The 15,787-nt window shown below is 74.4% G+C and carries 16 protein-coding genes; 10 read left to right on the top strand and 6 right to left on the bottom strand.

Annotation, left to right across the window (positions count from 1 at the left end; genetic code table 11):
- Positions 1-98 precede the first annotated feature (98 nt).
- Positions 99-599, top strand: a complete 501-nt coding sequence (locus ACZ6I1_RS13385; RefSeq protein WP_469286553.1) for a DUF5133 domain-containing protein — start codon at positions 99-101, stop codon at positions 597-599.
- 105 nt (positions 600-704) lie between these two features.
- On the top strand, positions 705-1,661 hold the full coding sequence (locus tag ACZ6I1_RS13380) for a TIGR03557 family F420-dependent LLM class oxidoreductase (RefSeq protein WP_469286551.1): 957 nt from the start codon (positions 705-707) through the stop codon (positions 1,659-1,661).
- Here ACZ6I1_RS13380 and ACZ6I1_RS13375 read toward each other — a convergent pair.
- From ACZ6I1_RS13375 to ACZ6I1_RS13350, 6 genes are all read right to left on the bottom strand, one after another.
- Positions 1,625-2,128, bottom strand: a complete 504-nt coding sequence (locus tag ACZ6I1_RS13375) for an STAS domain-containing protein (RefSeq protein WP_469286549.1) — start codon at positions 2,126-2,128, stop codon at positions 1,625-1,627. The two genes, ACZ6I1_RS13380 and ACZ6I1_RS13375, sit on opposite strands and share 37 nt — an antisense overlap.
- A gap of 163 nt (positions 2,129-2,291) precedes the next feature.
- Positions 2,292-3,314 (bottom strand): DNA topoisomerase IB, encoded by a 1,023-nt coding sequence (locus ACZ6I1_RS13370; protein ID WP_469286547.1) that lies wholly within the window; start codon positions 3,312-3,314, stop codon positions 2,292-2,294.
- An 8-nt stretch (positions 3,315-3,322) separates the two neighbouring features.
- Positions 3,323-3,514, bottom strand: coding sequence for a hypothetical protein (locus ACZ6I1_RS13365; protein ID WP_469286544.1), 192 nt, complete (start codon positions 3,512-3,514; stop codon positions 3,323-3,325).
- A gap of 48 nt (positions 3,515-3,562) precedes the next feature.
- Entirely contained in the window at positions 3,563-4,582 is a 1,020-nt protein-coding gene (locus ACZ6I1_RS13360) for an ATP-dependent DNA ligase (RefSeq protein ID WP_469286542.1), read from the bottom strand.
- Positions 4,583-4,652: 70 nt separating this feature from the next.
- A complete protein-coding gene (locus tag ACZ6I1_RS13355) occupies positions 4,653-4,853 on the bottom strand; it encodes a hypothetical protein (RefSeq protein ID WP_469286540.1) in 201 nt (66 codons plus the stop codon).
- 80 nt (positions 4,854-4,933) lie between these two features.
- Complete coding sequence (locus ACZ6I1_RS13350; RefSeq protein WP_469286730.1) at positions 4,934-6,187, bottom strand: MFS transporter; 1,254 nt, start codon at positions 6,185-6,187, stop codon at positions 4,934-4,936.
- An 812-nt stretch (positions 6,188-6,999) separates the two neighbouring features.
- Between ACZ6I1_RS13350 and ACZ6I1_RS13345 the strand changes: the two genes are divergently transcribed.
- From ACZ6I1_RS13345 to ACZ6I1_RS13310, 8 genes are all read left to right on the top strand, one after another.
- On the top strand, positions 7,000-7,743 hold the full coding sequence (locus tag ACZ6I1_RS13345; protein WP_469286538.1) for an SDR family oxidoreductase: 744 nt from the start codon (positions 7,000-7,002) through the stop codon (positions 7,741-7,743).
- A gap of 178 nt (positions 7,744-7,921) precedes the next feature.
- Positions 7,922-8,884 carry an NAD-dependent epimerase/dehydratase family protein gene (locus ACZ6I1_RS13340; protein ID WP_469286536.1) on the top strand — a complete coding sequence of 321 codons (963 nt, stop codon included), beginning with the start codon at positions 7,922-7,924 and terminating at the stop codon, positions 8,882-8,884.
- Between the two features lie 99 nt (positions 8,885-8,983).
- Positions 8,984-10,639, top strand: a complete 1,656-nt coding sequence (locus tag ACZ6I1_RS13335) for a carbamoyltransferase family protein (RefSeq protein WP_469286534.1) — start codon at positions 8,984-8,986, stop codon at positions 10,637-10,639.
- Positions 10,636-11,736, top strand: a complete 1,101-nt coding sequence (locus ACZ6I1_RS13330; RefSeq protein ID WP_469286532.1) for a glycosyltransferase family 2 protein — start codon at positions 10,636-10,638, stop codon at positions 11,734-11,736. Before ACZ6I1_RS13335 ends, ACZ6I1_RS13330 begins: the two co-directional genes overlap by 4 nt.
- Complete coding sequence (locus ACZ6I1_RS13325; protein ID WP_469286530.1) at positions 11,733-12,482, top strand: D-glycero-alpha-D-manno-heptose-1,7-bisphosphate 7-phosphatase; 750 nt, start codon at positions 11,733-11,735, stop codon at positions 12,480-12,482. The genes ACZ6I1_RS13330 and ACZ6I1_RS13325 overlap by 4 nt, the downstream gene beginning before the upstream one ends.
- Positions 12,479-13,570, top strand: a complete 1,092-nt coding sequence (locus ACZ6I1_RS13320; RefSeq protein WP_469286528.1) for a glycosyltransferase family 9 protein — start codon at positions 12,479-12,481, stop codon at positions 13,568-13,570. Before ACZ6I1_RS13325 ends, ACZ6I1_RS13320 begins: the two co-directional genes overlap by 4 nt.
- Positions 13,567-14,529, top strand: a complete 963-nt coding sequence (locus ACZ6I1_RS13315; protein WP_469286526.1) for a glycosyltransferase — start codon at positions 13,567-13,569, stop codon at positions 14,527-14,529. Before ACZ6I1_RS13320 ends, ACZ6I1_RS13315 begins: the two co-directional genes overlap by 4 nt.
- Positions 14,526-15,776, top strand: coding sequence for a glycosyltransferase (locus ACZ6I1_RS13310; protein ID WP_469286524.1), 1,251 nt, complete (start codon positions 14,526-14,528; stop codon positions 15,774-15,776). Before ACZ6I1_RS13315 ends, ACZ6I1_RS13310 begins: the two co-directional genes overlap by 4 nt.
- Positions 15,777-15,787: the final 11 nt, after the last annotated feature.

The following is a 15,787-nucleotide window of genomic DNA, read 5'->3' as shown; positions in this document are numbered from 1 at the left end:
GGGGCCGCAGGTCGACCGGCCGCTCGGGCATCGTCCCCGCACCCGTGGGAAGGTACGGAGAAGAACACCGGCCGGCGCGTCGTGCGAAGGGGTGTGCCATGGAAACCAGAGCTTCGGCGTCACCTGTCCCGAGCAGCGGCGCCCCCACGCCCGACGGAGCCGCCGTCCCGCAGGCAGTCGGCATGATCATGGCGACGACACCCTGTACCGCCCGCGAGGCCGAGCGCGTCCTGGCCACGGCGGCGGAGCGGGCCGGGACCACCGTCGCGACGCTGGCCGCGGCGGTGGTCGCCGAGAGGCGGGGACGTCCCCTGCCCGCCCCCGTGGATCGGGCCCTGGCCCAGGCCACGCGGGCGGCACGCCGCAGTGCGAGGACGCCGTCCGGCCGGGAGGGCCCGCGGCTCATGCCGACCGCCTCGGAAGCGGAGAAGGTCCTCGGGGAGTTCTTCGACGCCCGTGTGCGCCTGCTCGCCGCCCCCGCCGACGACGCGGCGCGACGCGCCCTGGAGGACACCGTGTACACCCTGTGCGTGCTCATGGCGGAGCCCACCGCCTACGGCGCGGTCGTCGCGGCCGTCCAGTACACGGACGGCGGCTGAGGCAGGCATCAGGGGCCGGACCGACCGCCGAGATGTTTGTCCCGCCACGACAGGGGCACGCGCCGACCGGGGCTCCCGTCCCGCCCCCAGGGAGGCACGAGATCCATGACGTCATTCGGCTACTTCCTGGCCTGCGAGGAATTCACCCCCGGCCAGCTGTTGGACCAGGCCCGCCGGGCATCGGACGCCGGCTTCACCCGGCTGGCCATCTCCGACCACTTCCATCCCTGGAACGACGCGCAGGGCAACAGTCCGCTGGTCTGGTCGATGATCGGAGCCCTGTCCCAGACCACGGACCTGCCGGTGACCACCTTCGTCACCTGCCCCACGATGCGCCTGCACCCGGCCATCACGGCCCAGGCCGCCGCCACGTCGAGCCGGCTGCTGGAGGGACGTTTCGCCCTGGGCGTGGGTACCGGCGAGGCGCTCAACGAGCACGTACTCGGCGACCGCTGGCCCTCCTTCGACGAGCGCGCCGACATGCTGGAGGAAGCGGTCGAGGTGATGCGCAAGCTCTTCACGGGCCGCCAGATCAGCCACCGCGGCGCGCACTACACGGTCGACAACGCCCGCCTCTACACGGCGCCGCACGGCCGGCTGCCCGTGTACGTCTCCGGCTTCGGCCCGAAGGCCGCGGAGCTCGCCGGCCGCATCGGCGACGGGTTCGTCACCATGGGCCCCGACCAGGAGGCCATCGGCCGCTTCCGGGAGGCCGGCGGCGGTGGGAAACCGGTGATCGGCGGCCTGAAGGTGTGCTGGGACACCGACCGGGAGAGGGCCGTGGACACCGCGCACCGGCTGTGGCCGACGGAGCACCTCCCCGGTGAGCTGGCCCAGATCCTCCCGACCCCGGCCCACTTCGAACAGGCGAGCCGACTCGTCAGGCGCGAGCAGGTGTCGGAGAACGTCCCCTGCGGCGACGACGTCGAGGAGCACGTGGCCGCCGTGCGGGCCTACGTGGACGCGGGCTTCGAGGAGCTGTACGTGGGGCAGATGGGACCCGGTCAGGAGGCCTTCTTCGCCGCCTACCGCGAGAAGGTGCTGCCCGCCCTCGGCGGCTGACCGGCCACGCCCGGTGCCGTGCCGCTCGGGGTCACGGCGGTGACGACGCCCGCGCCGGCCCGGGTCCGGGCCGCCCGGGCGCCGGCTGCGCGACCGGATGCGGCGGCGTCCCCGAGGGTACGGCGGAGGGGCCGTGTCGGATCGGTGCCCCCGCCGGGCACGCCGAACGAGGGGCCGAGGGTGTCGACGAGGTCGAGGAGGCGGCGGGGCTGCCGTTGCCAGTTGTACGCGAAGAACGCGATTCCGCGGCCTTGGAGCCGCCGGGCGAGGTCCAGGAGGGCGTGCAGGCCGGTGACGTCGCAGAAGGTGAGGCGGGCCATGTCGCAGACCAGGACAGCCACCGACTCGTCCGGGGCCGCCTTGACGTCGTCCAGAGCGCGCCGGGTGTCGAAATCGAGTTCGCCTCCCAGGGCCACGTGAACAGTCGGCCCGTAGCGCTGCACCGTGACCTGGAAGTCCTCGTCCATGGTGGCGTATCACCTCGCCCCCAGCGGGCGCCCGTTCCACGACCCCCACCCCGGGCGACGGGTGGCTTGAACAGATAATCCACACCATTGTAAGCCCGTGGTTACCGGCCCCTCCGGTGCGTCGTACGAACTGCTCGGCGACATCGGCAGGGCGCAGTGCTCCTCACGCGCGGCCCGTGCGCAAGAGGTCCAGGACCGCCCGCTCCACGACGCCGTGGGTGGCCGGCCGGCCGAAGAGGCCGTCCTCGCCCAGCTCGCCCAGGGAGGCGGCGATGGTCTCTCCGTCCTCGTAGAGCTCGATGACCCGGGGATCGATGTAGGACGCCCGGCAGACGGCGGGCGTGTTGCCCAGGTACTCGCTCACCTCGCGCACGGCGCGCGCCACGACCTGGCCGCGCCGGGCGCGGGAGGCGTCGGAGGTGGTCTCGGAGACCGCCAGGGCGACCGCGGCCAGGACGGTGGCGTACCAGGTCCTGAAGTCCTTCGCCGTGAGGTCCTGCCCCGCACGTTCCCGCAGGTAGGCGTTCAGGTCCTCGGCGTGGACCTCGTGCCAGGCCCCCCGTTCCCAGTACGCGAACAGGCGCGGGCCGGGCTCCTTGCGCCGGAGCAGCGCCCGGACGACGGCGTGGGCCTGGTCGTCCACGAGTGCGCGGGTGACCGTCCGGCCCGATTTGGCCGGGAAGTGCAGGCGGATCTCGCCGCCGCGGCAGGCGGCGTGGTCCCGCAGGAGCGTGGTGAGTCCGAAGCTCCCGTTCTCCCGGGCGTAGCGCTCCCCGCCGATCCGCAGGAACCCGAGGTCGAGCAGCCGGGTCATGCAGGCGAGGACCCGGACCTGGGACAGTCCGCGCCCGGTGAGGTCGTTCGTGACGTGCTTGCGCAGCCGGGGCAGTGCGCGGGCCGCGCGCTGGACGTGCTCGTGCTTGGCGGCGTCCTGCTGCTCGCGGAAGCGGGGGTGGTAGAGGTACTGGCGCCGGCCCGCCGCATCCGTGCCGATGGCCTGGATGTGTCCGTTGGGCCGCGGGCAGATCCAGACGTCCTGCCAGGCGGGCGGGATCACGAGCGCGCGGACCCGTTCCCGGTCCGCCTCCGGCAGGGGCCGACCGTGGGTGTCCAGGTAGCGGAAGCCCCGGCCGTGGCGTACCCGGCGCCATCCGGCCGCGTGGGGATCACTCGTCCGCAGCCGCACGGCAGCCGTCAGTCCGTGTCGGGGTGGGCCTGGGTGCGCAGGGTCCACGCCTGTCCCGAGCAGTCATAGGGAAGGGGCGGGAACCGGTGGCCGCGGACATCGGTGCTCTTGCTCCACAGGTGTTCCTGGCCGCAGTCACAGGCGTAGATGCCGCTCTGCGGCACGATCTCGCCGGGTTTCCACTGATCTGTGCCGTTCATGCCCGGCACCTACCCGCGGGGCGCGGCGACACGCAGGGCGGGCCTGGCTCAGCTCGCGGCGGCCGGGCCGCCCGAGTACAGGGGCACTTCCTCGGCCGCCACGTCCAGGCGCAGCCGCTTGAACCGGACCGGATGCCGGTGGACGCCGCCCCGGTCCACTGCGGTGTCGGCGCTGATCTCCGCGACCAGCTCGGGATGGACCAGGGTGACGTGCAGGGCCTCCCGGCTGCCCCAGGCCGAGGTGAACCGCATGCCCGTCCACGGGTGCGCCGGGTCGGCCGGTCTGAGGTTTCCTGCGACCAGCCGGGCGGCTTCGGGGCGCAGGGGGGCGGTCCGGCCGATGGGGCGGAGTTCTCCCCGGGGGTCGCGGCGGCCCAGGAGGAGGAGCTGCGGCCGCACCGTGGTGCCGGTGATCGCGCCGATGATCGCCTCGGTGGTGTCCCGGCGCCTGAGTTTGTACCAGCCCCTGTGCCCGGGGCGGTAGGGCTGGTTCATGGCTTTGACCACGATGCCTTCGATCCCGGGGATCTCGGTCCGGGACTCCAGCCATCGCTCCGCCTTGACCAGGTCCGTCGTCATCGGGCACAGGGTCCAGGGGGCGGAGAGCCTGCGCTCGGTGAACAGGGCTTCCAGCCGCAGGCGGCGCCGCCGGTAGGGGTGGTGCAGCAGCTCGATCCCGTCCTGCTGGAGGATGTCGAAAGCGATGAAGTAGGCGGGCAGCGCTGCGGCCAGCTTGCTCGCCGCGCGGCCGCGGTCGGCGGTGCGGCGCTGGAGTCCCTCGAAGGTCAGCCGGCCCTCCTTGGCGTCCCAGACGACGAGCTCCCCGTCGAGGACCAGGCCGTCCGGCAGGTGCCCGGCGGCGGCGACGAGGTCGGGGAACCGGTCCTGGATGTGCTGCCCGCGTCTGGTCTGCACCAGCAGCCGGCCCCCCTCACCGGTGGGGGTGAACAGCAGCGCACGGTAGCCGTCGAACTTTTGCTCGAAGGCGAGCTCGCCGAGCACACCGGGGCCGGGAACCGCCTCCACGGCCTGCGCGAGCATCGGCTCGACCGGCGGTTTCAAGGTCACCGCGGCCCTCCCTTCGCGCTGTCAGGCGGGGCGCGGGCGTGCTCACCGGCGACGCGCGGGCGCTGCGCCGTCAGGTCGCGGCCTCGCCGCGCGGGCTCTGCTCCTCAGGGGCCGGGGCGTCCGGCCCGCGGCGCTCCCGCTGCTCGCTGCTGCGCGGGCGGGGCGACCGGTCGCCTTCCGTGCGCACCGGGTTGAGGCCGGCGCGGCGCGTCTGTTCCTTCTCCTGGCGGTTCTGTTCCGGTTCCGAGCGCTTGCTCTGCTCGCGGCCCATGACAGTGCCTCCTGAATGAGGTTTCTGTGCCTATTCTCCCCAGCGGCGGAGAGCCGCATTCGCGGCGGGGCGGGTAGCCGTCAGGCCGCGACGCCCACCGCCACCGGGGCGGCCGGGCGCGGCACGGCGGATTCCGTCGTCACGACGGGCGGCGTCGCGCGTCGGGGCCCGCGGCCCTTGAGCAGGTAGCCGGAGGCGACGGCGGCCGCCACGATCAGGCCGCCGGCCACCAGGGTGGCCCGCACGCCCGCCAGCTCCATCAGCAGGCCGAGCGTGGGCGGGGCCGCGAGGCTCCAGACCGTGCGGATGCTGGACCACGCTCCCAGGACACGGCCGCGCATCCGGGCCGGGGGGTCGGTCTGCAGGACGGTGGACTGCGCCGTGTCCGCCACCGACTCGGCAACGGCCATGGGCAGGACGAGCACCATCAGCATGGCGAGGGACGGGGACAGGCCCGCCATGGCCTGGAGCAGCCCGCCCGCAGCCGTCAGCACACCCACCAGCCGGACGCCGGGGTTGCGCAGCCTGGCTCCGAGGACGGCGCCGAGCAGTCCGCCCACGGCCAGGACGGTGGACACCTTGCTGAAGGACCCGGCGTCGCCCGCGAGGGGGCCGACGACGAGCACGACCAGGGTCAGGGAGTAGTTCCGGCCGAAGAGCGCGCTCACCGCGTTCATGACGGCGAGCGCCACCAGGCGGGGGCGGCTCATGAAGTAGGCCAGCCCCTGGCGGGCACTGAACGTCTCGGTGGCCGCCGGCGCCGGAGCCGCCGTGGGCACCGCCGCCGGTCGGACCGGCCGGAGGAAGGGGATGACGCTGGCCACGAACAGGAACGACAGGCCGTTCGCCACGTAGGCCGACGCCGTGCCCATGAGCCCGACGGCCAGGCCGGCGAGCGCGGCGCCCATGAGCCTGCCGGCGCTGTGGACGAGCGAGCCCACGCCGATGGACGAGGGCACGTCCTCCACCCGTACGAGGTCGTTGCCCAAGAGCGCGCACGCCGGCCCGTCGATGGTGGCGATGAGACCGGTGACGGCCGCGAGGCCCATCAGGACCGGCAGGTTCAGCATGTCCAGACCGACCAGGACGGCGGTCACCAGGGCCACGGCTCCCAGCACGGCCTGGCTCACGGCCGCGGTCAGCTTGCGGGGCCAGCGGTCGACCGCCGCGCCTCCGAGCAGGCCGAACAGCAGACCTGGAGCGGCCTGCACCGAGACGGACAGTCCCGTGGCGGCGGCGGATCCGGTGATCTGGAGGACCAGCAGGTTCTGGACGGTCAACTGCATCCACGTGCCGGCGTTGGACACCAAGCTGGCGGCCGCCCACCACCGCATGCTGCGGTAGCGCAGGCAGCGCCACGGCGAGCGGTCGGCGGGGACGCGGGGCGGGGCGGACGGCGAAGCCGTGGCGCAGGACGCGGCGGAAGACGTGGAGGAGGACATGGAGGAAGGCGTGGAGGACATGGAGGAAGACCTGGCAGACACAGGAGCGGCACTCTGGAACGGCCGCTGGTGCGGCTGGCGGCAGGGATCGGCGGGCAGCGTCGCGCCCCGGCGGCGCAGGGCCCGGAGGTGCTGTGCGGCGGACGGCGGAAAGCTCGCCGGAACCATGGTGGCAGACCCTTCCGGCCCCTCCCGGCCGTAGGCGGGCCGCCGGGCCGGCGGCGGGGCCAGCTGCCGGGTATCCAGGGCCAGTTGGGTGCGGGCGTGTGGTTGCTCACACGGCGCAGGAACGGCCGCTCGGCGCCATGTGATCACCGGCCGTCCCGGCCGGTGCGTGCGGGGCGCGGTGGCGGAGGGCACGCGCAGCTGCTCGCGGCACAGGTGCACCTCGTCCGGCGCGGGCGGCCGCCACGACGCGGGCGTCCCACCGGCCGGCGCCCGGCCGTGGACGATCACTCGGCGGAGGGTTGCCCCGGGCACCGGAAGGCTCGGCGGAGCGGAAGCCGCAGGGCGTGCCCGGCACACGCGCCCTCACCCGTCCGGACGCACACGACCGGCCGGGGCTGTCCGCCGTCTCCGCGACACTCGGCGCGGTCCGGCCCGTCGGCCCCGAAGGCCGCTGCCACAGTGTGACCGTGCCGTCTCCAGCGGGCCGTCCGGCCTGTTCCTCCCCCCATGGGGCGGCGCGGAAGGAGAGTGGGGAAGTGACCGGAGCACAGGTCGAACTGAACGGCAAGCAAGCGCTGGTGACGGGCGGCGCACGCGGACTGGGTGCGGCCATCTCACGACGGCTGGCCGCGGCGGGCGCCACCGTCCTGGTGGCGGACGTACGCAAGGACCTGGCGCAGGAGTTGTGCGCGGACCTGCTGGTGGCCGGCGGCCAGGCGCGTTTCGTGGAGCTGGACGTGTGTGACGCCCAAGCGGTCGCGGCCGTTTTCCGGGACGTGGAGGAGGACGGCCAGGCGGTCGACATCCTGGTCAACAACGCCGCGGTGGACGTGTCCAAGGCCGTCGAACAGCTGTCGGCGGAGGAGGTCACGCGGGTGGTCACGACCAACCTGCTGGGGCCGATGTACCTCTGCCTGGAGTCCTACCGGCGCATGGTCGCCCGGGGCGGGGGCCACATCGTCAACATCCTGTCCACCGCCGCCAACCGCACGTGGACCGAGGCCGGCCCTTACGCCGCCAGCAAGACGGGCCTGCGCGCCTTCACCCACACCCTGTTCAAGGAGGCGCAGCGGGACTGCTCCGGCATCGGGATCACCGGCATCATCGCGGGCGGCATGGAGACCGGCTTCATCCTGGAGCGCTTCCCCGATGCCGACGTGTCGATGCTGCAGAGCCCGGACATCGTGGCCGACACCGTCATGTACGCGCTTTCGGTGCCCGTCGGGAGCGTGGTGCCCGAGCTCGTCGTCGTGCCGCGGTGCGAGCCCTCCTGGCCCTGACGCCGGGCGGGGGTTACGGAGCGCGACCACTCCAATGCGCGGTCGGCGTGCCGGACGCATCGGCCCCGTGCAGGCTGGGAACCTCTGGCGGCCCCAAACGCCGGCCGACGCGAACGGGCCGCTCAGCGCTCCACCGGAGTTCCGCGTCGCGCACTCCCCGTTCCCCCAGGAGATGACCATGGGTAGTTCCCCGGACCGACGCTGGGCGCATGCCGTCGTCACGGGCGGCGCCGGATTCGTCGGATCGCACCTCTGTTCCGCGCTCGTGGACCGCGGAACCGCCGTGACCTGCGTCGACGACTTCAGCACCGGCCGCCGTGCGAACGTGGAGCACCTCATGGGGCGCGCGGACTTCGCCCTGGTCGAGGCGAACGTGTCCGAAGGGTTCACGGTGGACCGTGAACCCGACCTCGTCCTGCACCTGGCCTCCCCCGCGTCCCCCGCCGACTACCTGCGGCTGCCGCTGCACACCCTGGACGCCGGCAGCCTCGGCGTCCGCAACGCCCTGCAACTGGCGCACCGCAGCGGTGCCCGCTTCGTCCTCGCCTCGACGTCCGAGGTGTACGGCGACCCCCGGGAACACCCCCAGAACGAGCGGTACTGGGGGCATGTGAACCCGGTCGGCCCGCGCAGCGTCTACGACGAGGCGAAGCGTTTCGGTGAGGCCCTGGCCACGGCGCACGCGTCGGTCCTGGGCACGGACGTCGCCATCGTCCGGCTGTTCAACACCTACGGCCCCCGCATGCGGGGTTACGACGGGCGCGCCGTCCCGACGTTCATCCGGCAGGCGCTCAGCGGCGCGCCCCTCACCGTCACCGGTGACGGCCTGCAGACGCGCTCGCTGTGCTACGTCGACGACACCGTCTCCGGGATCCTCGCGACGGCGGCCCACGGCATGAGCGGTCCGGTGAACATCGGCAACCCGGTCGAGATCACCATGCTCGAACTCGCCCGTTACATCCGCCACCTGACCGGCTCCCCCTCGGAGATCGCGTTCATCGAGCGGCCCACCGACGATCCCGCCGTGCGCTGCCCGGACATCACGCTGGCGCGCGACAAACTCCAATGGGAGCCGGCGGTGACGGCCGAGGAAGGGCTGCGCCGCACGATCGAATGGTTCCGCGCCCATATCGACGACTGACCGGCAGGCGCTCCCGGAGGCCGCACGCCCTGTCGGGGCGGGCGGCGTCCGGTGCCCGACCGGGTGCCCGATCCCGTCCGCCGAAAGGCTCGTACCGACATGCGTGTTCTCGGCATCAATGCGCTCTTCCACGACCCCTCCGCCGCCCTCGTCATCGATGGCAGGACCGTGGCCGCTACGGAGGAGGAACGTTTCTCCCGCCGCAAGCACGGCAAACGGCCCGTCCCGTTCTCCGCCTGGGAACTGCCTGAACAGGCAGCGGCCTGGTGTCTGCGGTACGCCGGGCTGCGCCCCGGCGACCTCGACGCGGTCGCGTACGCGTACGATCCCGCGCTCGCCCTGCCCGCGTCGGACATGGGGCTGGACGATCCCTGGGACCACCTGCGGCAGACCTATGCGCGCGAGGCGCCCGGATTCCTGGCGACGGCCCTTCCCGGCCTCGATCCGGCGCTGGTGCGCTTCGTACCCCACCACATGTCCCACGCCGCCTCCGGCGCCTTCGCCGCCGACCGGGCCGAGCGCAGTTCCGTCCTGGTCCTGGACGGACGCGGGGAACGGGGCTCCCACCTGGCGGCGACCCGCAGGGGCAACCGGCTGGAACCGCTGCACGCGCAGGAGCTGCCGCACTCCCTGGGTCTGGTGTACGAGGAACTGACCGACCACCTCGGCTTCCTCCGGTCCAGCGACGAGTTCAAGGTGATGGCCCTGGCCTCGCACGGCCGGCCCCGGATGCTCGCCGCGCTGCGCCGCCACGTCTTCCCCACCGGCGACGGCGGATTCCACGCCTCGGGCGTCCCCTGGCACGAGCTGTGCCCACGGCGCCGCCCGGACGAGCCGTGGACGCAGGAGCACGCCGACACGGCGGCCAGCGCACAGGCGGTCCTGGAGGAGACCCTCCTCGACCTGGCGCGGTGGCTGCACGGGCACACGCACGACGACGTGCTCACCCTGGCCGGCGGGGTCGCGCTGAACTGCGTCGCCAACGCGCGGATCGCGCGGGAAGGCCCCTTCTCCCGGGTCTGGGTCCAGCCGGCCGCCGGCGACGCCGGTACGGCTCTGGGGGCGGCGCTGCTGGTGGCCGCCACGGAGGGCGACGCCGTGGAGCCCATGGCGGGCGCCGACCTCGGCCGGGACTGGTCCGACGCGGAGCTCGCCGGATGGCTGAAAACGGCGGGCGTGCCCTTCGAACGGCCCGCGGACATCGCGGCGACGGTGGCCGAGGCGCTGGCGGACAACGCCATCGTGGCCTGGTTCCAGGGCCGTTCGGAGTTCGGCCCGCGGGCTCTGGGGCACCGCTCCCTGCTGGCGCACCCCGGCCACGCCGGGAACCTGGAGCGGCTCAACGACGTCAAGGGCCGCGAGCAGTTCCGCCCGGTGGCGCCCATGGTCCTGGAGGACCGCGCCGCCGAGATCTTCGACGGGCCGCTGCCCAGCCCGTACATGCTGTTCGTCCACGAGGTCGCCGCGCCGTGGCGTGAGCGCATCCCGGCGGTCGTCCACGTGGACGGTACGGCACGCATCCAGACGGTCAGCTCCGCGCGCGAGCCGCTGGTGGCCCGGATGCTGACCGAGTTCGAGCGGCGCACCGGACTGCCCGTGGTCGTCAACACCAGCCTCAACACGGCCGGCCGGCCGATGGTGGACGATCCCCGGGACGCCCTGGAGTGCTTCGGTTCCTCGCCGGTCGACCTGCTCGCCATCGGGCCGTACGCGGTCCGGCGCGGAGGCTTCTTCGGCGCGGGAGAAGGCGCATGAACACGATGACGCGGTTCTCGTCGGCCCCGCCCTACGCGGTGGTCGTGCCCACGGTGGGGCGGCCGAGCCTCGGCGTCTGTCTGGAGGCCCTGGCCGCCGCGACGGCCGCCGGTCCCCGCCCCGACCGGGTGGTGATCGTGCACGACCGGCCGGCCCCCGACGGAACCGTGCCGGCCGTGGAGGTGCCCGAACAGCTGCGTGCGGTCACGGTCGTCGTGCCGGGGGCGGGGCGCGGGCCGGCCGCGGCCCGCAACGCCGGGATCCGTGAGGCCGGCCAGGCACCGTGGATCGTCTTCCTCGACGACGACGTGGTGCCCGGGCCGGAGTGGGGCCGGGAGCTGGCCCGGGACCTGGCGTCGGCCTCCCGTGACACCGCCGCGGTCACCGCCCGCATCGACGTGCCGCTGCCCGTCCGCCGGCGCCCCACGGACTGGGAGCGCAATACGGCGGGCCTGGCGACAGCACGGTGGATCACCGCCGACATGGCCTTCCGGCGTACGGCCCTCGAGGCGTCCGGCGGCTTCGACGAACGCTTCCGGCGCGCCTTCCGGGAGGACGCCGACCTGGCCCTGCGCCTGCTGGACGGCGGCTGGACGCTGGCCTCCGGAACCCGGCGGACCACCCACCCCGTACGGCCCGCCGACCGGTGGATCTCCGTACGCCTTCAGCAGGGCAACGCCGACGACGTCCTGATGACCAGGCTGCACGGGCGCGACTGGTGGCACCGGGCCGGCGCCCCCCGGGGCCGGCTGCCGCGCCACCTGGCGGTGAGCGCGGCGGCGGGCATGGCGGTGGGCTGCGCCCTGTCCCGCAAGGGGCGCGCCGCCGCGGTGTGCGGGGCCGCCTGGCTGGCCGGGACCGCGGAATTCGCGGCCGCGCGGATCGCCCCCGGTCCCCGCACCCGCTCCGAGGTCCTCACGATGGCGGTGACGAGCCTCCTCATCCCGCCGGCCGCAGTCTGGCACTGGCTGCGCGGGCACGTCGTGCACCGGGCCGTCCCGCCCCGAGCGGCGGCGCGCGGACCGGCGGCGGACGCGGCGGCGCTCAGGGTCGGACCCGGGTACGGAGAGGCCCCGCGCGCACAGGTGGGGTCGTGACGGGCAGCGGCACGCGGGGCGCCGCCGGCGGGCCCTGGCTGTGGGACGGTCCCGCGCCGGCCGGCGGCGGCCGCCGGAGTGCGGCTCCCGGCCTGCGGGACGGAGGTCCGGAGCGGCCGCTCCCGGACGCGGTCCTGTTCGACCGCGACGGGACGCTCGTCGTCGACGTGCCGTACAACGGGGACCCCGCCCGGGTGACGCCCATGCCGTCGGCCCGTGCCGCCGTGTCGGCCCTGCGGCGGCTGGGCGTCCCGCTGGGCGTGGTCAGCAACCAGTCGGGCGTGGCCCGCGGGCTGCTGACCCGGCACCAGGTGCAGGCGGTCCGGCGCCGCGTCGACGCGCTGTTCGGCCCGTTCGCGCTGTGGGCGGTGTGCCCGCACGGACCCGAGAGCGGCTGTGGCTGCCGCAAGCCCGCTCCGGGCCTGGTCACGGCGGCCTGCGAGCGGCTGGGCGCCTCGCCCGGGCGCACCGTGGTGATCGGCGACATCGGGTCGGACCTGGAAGCGGCCCGTTCGGCCGGCGCGCGCGGCGTGCTCGTCCCCACCCCTGCCACGCTTCCCGAGGAGGTCGCGGGCGCCGACGCGTGCGCGGCGGATCTGCTGGGCGCGGTCCGCATGGCCCTCGGCTCGGGGCCCGGCGTCTCCGGGGCCGTCGGCTCCGGGGCCGTCGGCTCCGGGCCCCCCGTCTCCGGGCCCGCCACCTGCGGGACCGTCGGCCACGGCCGGTCCGCGGGGCGGACCCGGTGAGCGCCCCGCGCACCCTGGTGGTGCGACTGGACAGCGCCGGCGACGTCCTGCTCAGCGGGCCGGCCGTACGAGCCGTGGCCGCCGGTTCCTCGTACACCACGCTGCTGTGCAGCTCGTCCGGGATCGCGGCCGCCCGGCTGCTGCCGGGCGTGGACCGGATCCTGGTGCACGATGCCGCCTGGGTCGGGCTGCGGCCCGCCCGGACCTCCCGCGAAGAATGCGACATGCTGGTGGACGCGCTGGCGGCGGAGCACTTCGACCGCGCCGTCATCCTGGTCTCCTACCACCAGAGCCCCCTGCCCGCCGCTCTGCTGCTCGCCATGGCGGGCGTGCCGTCCGTCGCGGCGGACTGCGAGGACTACCCGGGCTCCCTGCTGACGCTGCGCCACCACAGGCTGCCCGCACGCCACGAGACCGAGGCCGCCCTCGACCTGGTGCGGGACTTCGGCTTCGACCTGCCGGCCGGCGACGACGGCTCCCTGCGGGTCGACGCGCCGCCCGACACCACCCGGCTGACCGGTCCGGAGCCGTACGTGGTGCTGCATCCGGGAGCTGCCGTCGCGGCCCGCTCGTGGAGCCCGGACCGTGCGGCGCGCGCCTGTTCCGCCCTGCACGGTGCCGGGCACCGGGTCGTGGTCACGGGCAGCGACGCCGAGAAGGACCTGACCTCCCTGGTGGCCGGCCGCCACGCACTGGACCTGGGCGGGGTCACGAGGGACCTGCACGAACTGGCCGGCGTCCTCGCCGGCGCCCGCGCCGTGGTCACCGGCAACACCGGCCCGGCCCACCTCGCAGCCGCCGTCGGCACGCCGGTGGCCTGCCTCTTCGCTCCGGTGGTACCCGCCGAACGGTGGCGTCCGTACCGCGTGCCGCACGTCCTGCTCGGAGACCAGCACGCCCCCTGCGCCGGAACCAGGGCCCGTGACTGCCCGGTCGCGGGCCACCCCTGCCTCGACTCGGTGGCCGATGCCGACGTGCTCGCGGCCCTGGAGTCCCTGATCACGCAGGGCCGGCCGGCCGGTCGGCCCGGAAGCGAACGGCCACGGCCCGCGGAACCCCACGAGACCGAGCGAGGAGCAAGGGTATGAACATCCTGCTGTGGCACGTGCACGGTTCCTGGACCACGGCGTTCGTCCAGGGCCCCCACACCTACCTGGTCCCCGTTACGGCGGACCGGGGCCCGGACGGCCTCGGCCGGGCCCGGACCTTCGACTGGCCGGACTCGGTGCGCGAGGTCCCGGTGGACGAACTGCCGCACACCCCGGTGGACCTCGTCGTACTGCAGCGGCCGCACGAGTGGGAGCTCGCCGAGCGCTGGCTGGGCCGGCGGCCCGGCCGCGACGTGCCGGCGGTGTACCTGGAGCACAACGCGCCGGCGGGGGCGGTGCCGGACACCCGCCACCCGTTCGCCGACCGCCACGACATGACGCTCGTCCACGTGACGCACTTCAACCGCCTGTTCTGGGACAACGGCGGTACGCGCACCGTCGTGATCGAGCACGGCATCGTCGACCCCGGCCACCTGTACACCGGACGGCTCCCGCGGGCGGCGGTGGTCGTCAACGACCCGGTCCGGCGGGGCCGCTTCACCGGCACCGATCTGCTTCCGCAGCTGGCCGGAGCGACCCCGCTGGACGTGTTCGGCATGCGCACGGAGGGCCTGGCCGCGCACCTGGGCCTGCCTGCCGACCGCTGCCGCACCCAGGACCTCCCCCAGCGCGACCTGCACGCCGCGATGGCGGAACGCCGCCTCTACCTGCACCCGGTGCGCTGGACCTCGCTCGGCCTGTCGCTCCTGGAGGCCATGCACCTGGGCATGCCCGTCGTGACCCTCGCCACCACGGAGTCGGTGGAAGCCGTCCCCGCCGGGGCGGGCGTCCTCTCCACCCGGCCCGAGGAATTGGCGAGGGCGGCCCGCCACTACGTCAACGAGCCCGGGGCGGCCGCCGAGGACGGCGCCCGGGCCCGCCAGGCGGCCCTCGAACGGTACGGACTCAAACGCTTCCTGGACGACTGGGAACGCCTGTTCACGGAGGTGCGGTCATGACGGTTTCCAGCCGCTCGCGCGGATCCCGCCCGCTCTCGATCGCCCTGGTCTCCGAGCACGCCAGCCCCTTGGCGGCTCTCGGAGGGGTGGACGCGGGCGGCCAGAACGTGCACGTGGCCGCCCTCGCCGGCGCACTGGCGGACCGCGGACACCGCGTCACCGTGTACACCCGGCGGGACGGGCGGGAGCTGCCGGAGCGGATCCGCATGCGCCCGCGCGTGGAGGTCCACCACGTACCGGCCGGCCCTCCGGAGCCGATACCGAAGGACGAACTCCTCCCGCACATGCGGGACTTCGCCTACCACCTCGTCAACGAGTGGCAGACGGGGCCGCCGGACGTCGTGCACTCCCACTTCTGGATGTCGGGCGTGGCCTCGTTGCTCGCGGCACGGGAACACCGCCTGCCGCTCCTGCACACCTACCACGCCCTGGGCAGCGTCAAGAAGCGCCATCAGGGAAGCTCCGACACCAGTCCGGCCGCCCGGATCGCCCTGGAGCGGGAAGTCGGCCTCCGGTGCGACCGGGTCATCGCCACCTGCCGGGACGAAGTCTCCGAGCTCGACCTGATGGGCGTCTGCCCGGACAAGGCCGACGTCGTGCCGTGCGGGGTCGACCCGAAGCGCTTCCGGCCGCCGGACCCCGCCGCGGAGCACCGCCCCGGGCACCGTTACCGGCTGCTCCAACTGGGCCGGCTGGTCCCCCGCAAGGGCGCGGCCCTTTCCATCGCCGCGCTCGCGCACCTGCCGCAGGCCGAGCTGCTCGTCGCCGGCGGGCCGCCCGCGGACGGGATCGACCACGACCCGGAGGTCCGCCGCCTGCGCGGCATCGCCCGGGACGCCGGCGTGGACGACCGGGTGCGCTTCCTTGGCGCCGTCTCCGGCGAGCGGGTCCCCGGCCTGCTGGGCGGCTGCGACGTGGTGCTGTGCCCGGCCGACTACGAGCCGTTCGGGATCGTGCCGCTCGAAGCGATGGCCTGCGGCCGCCCCGTGGTCGCCAGCGCGGTCGGCGGTCAACTGGACACCGTGGCCGACGGCGAGACGGGTTTGCTGGTCCCGCCCGGTGACGTCGCCGCACTGGCCTCGGCCGTGGCCCTGCTGCTGGAGGACCCGGCGCGACGTCTCGCGTACGGGGAGGCCGGCCGCAGGAGGGTGCTGGACCGGTACGGCTGGGACCGTGTGGCCGCCGCCACCGAAGCCGTCTACCGGTCCGTGCTCACGGCCCGGTTCAGCGTCGCGGAGCCGGTGTGAACACCCCACCG

Source organism: Streptomyces sp. NPDC046303 (assembly GCF_055588085.1).
The sequence above is the reverse complement of the archived record's forward strand: the minus strand, read 5'-3'. Positions and strand labels throughout refer to the sequence as shown.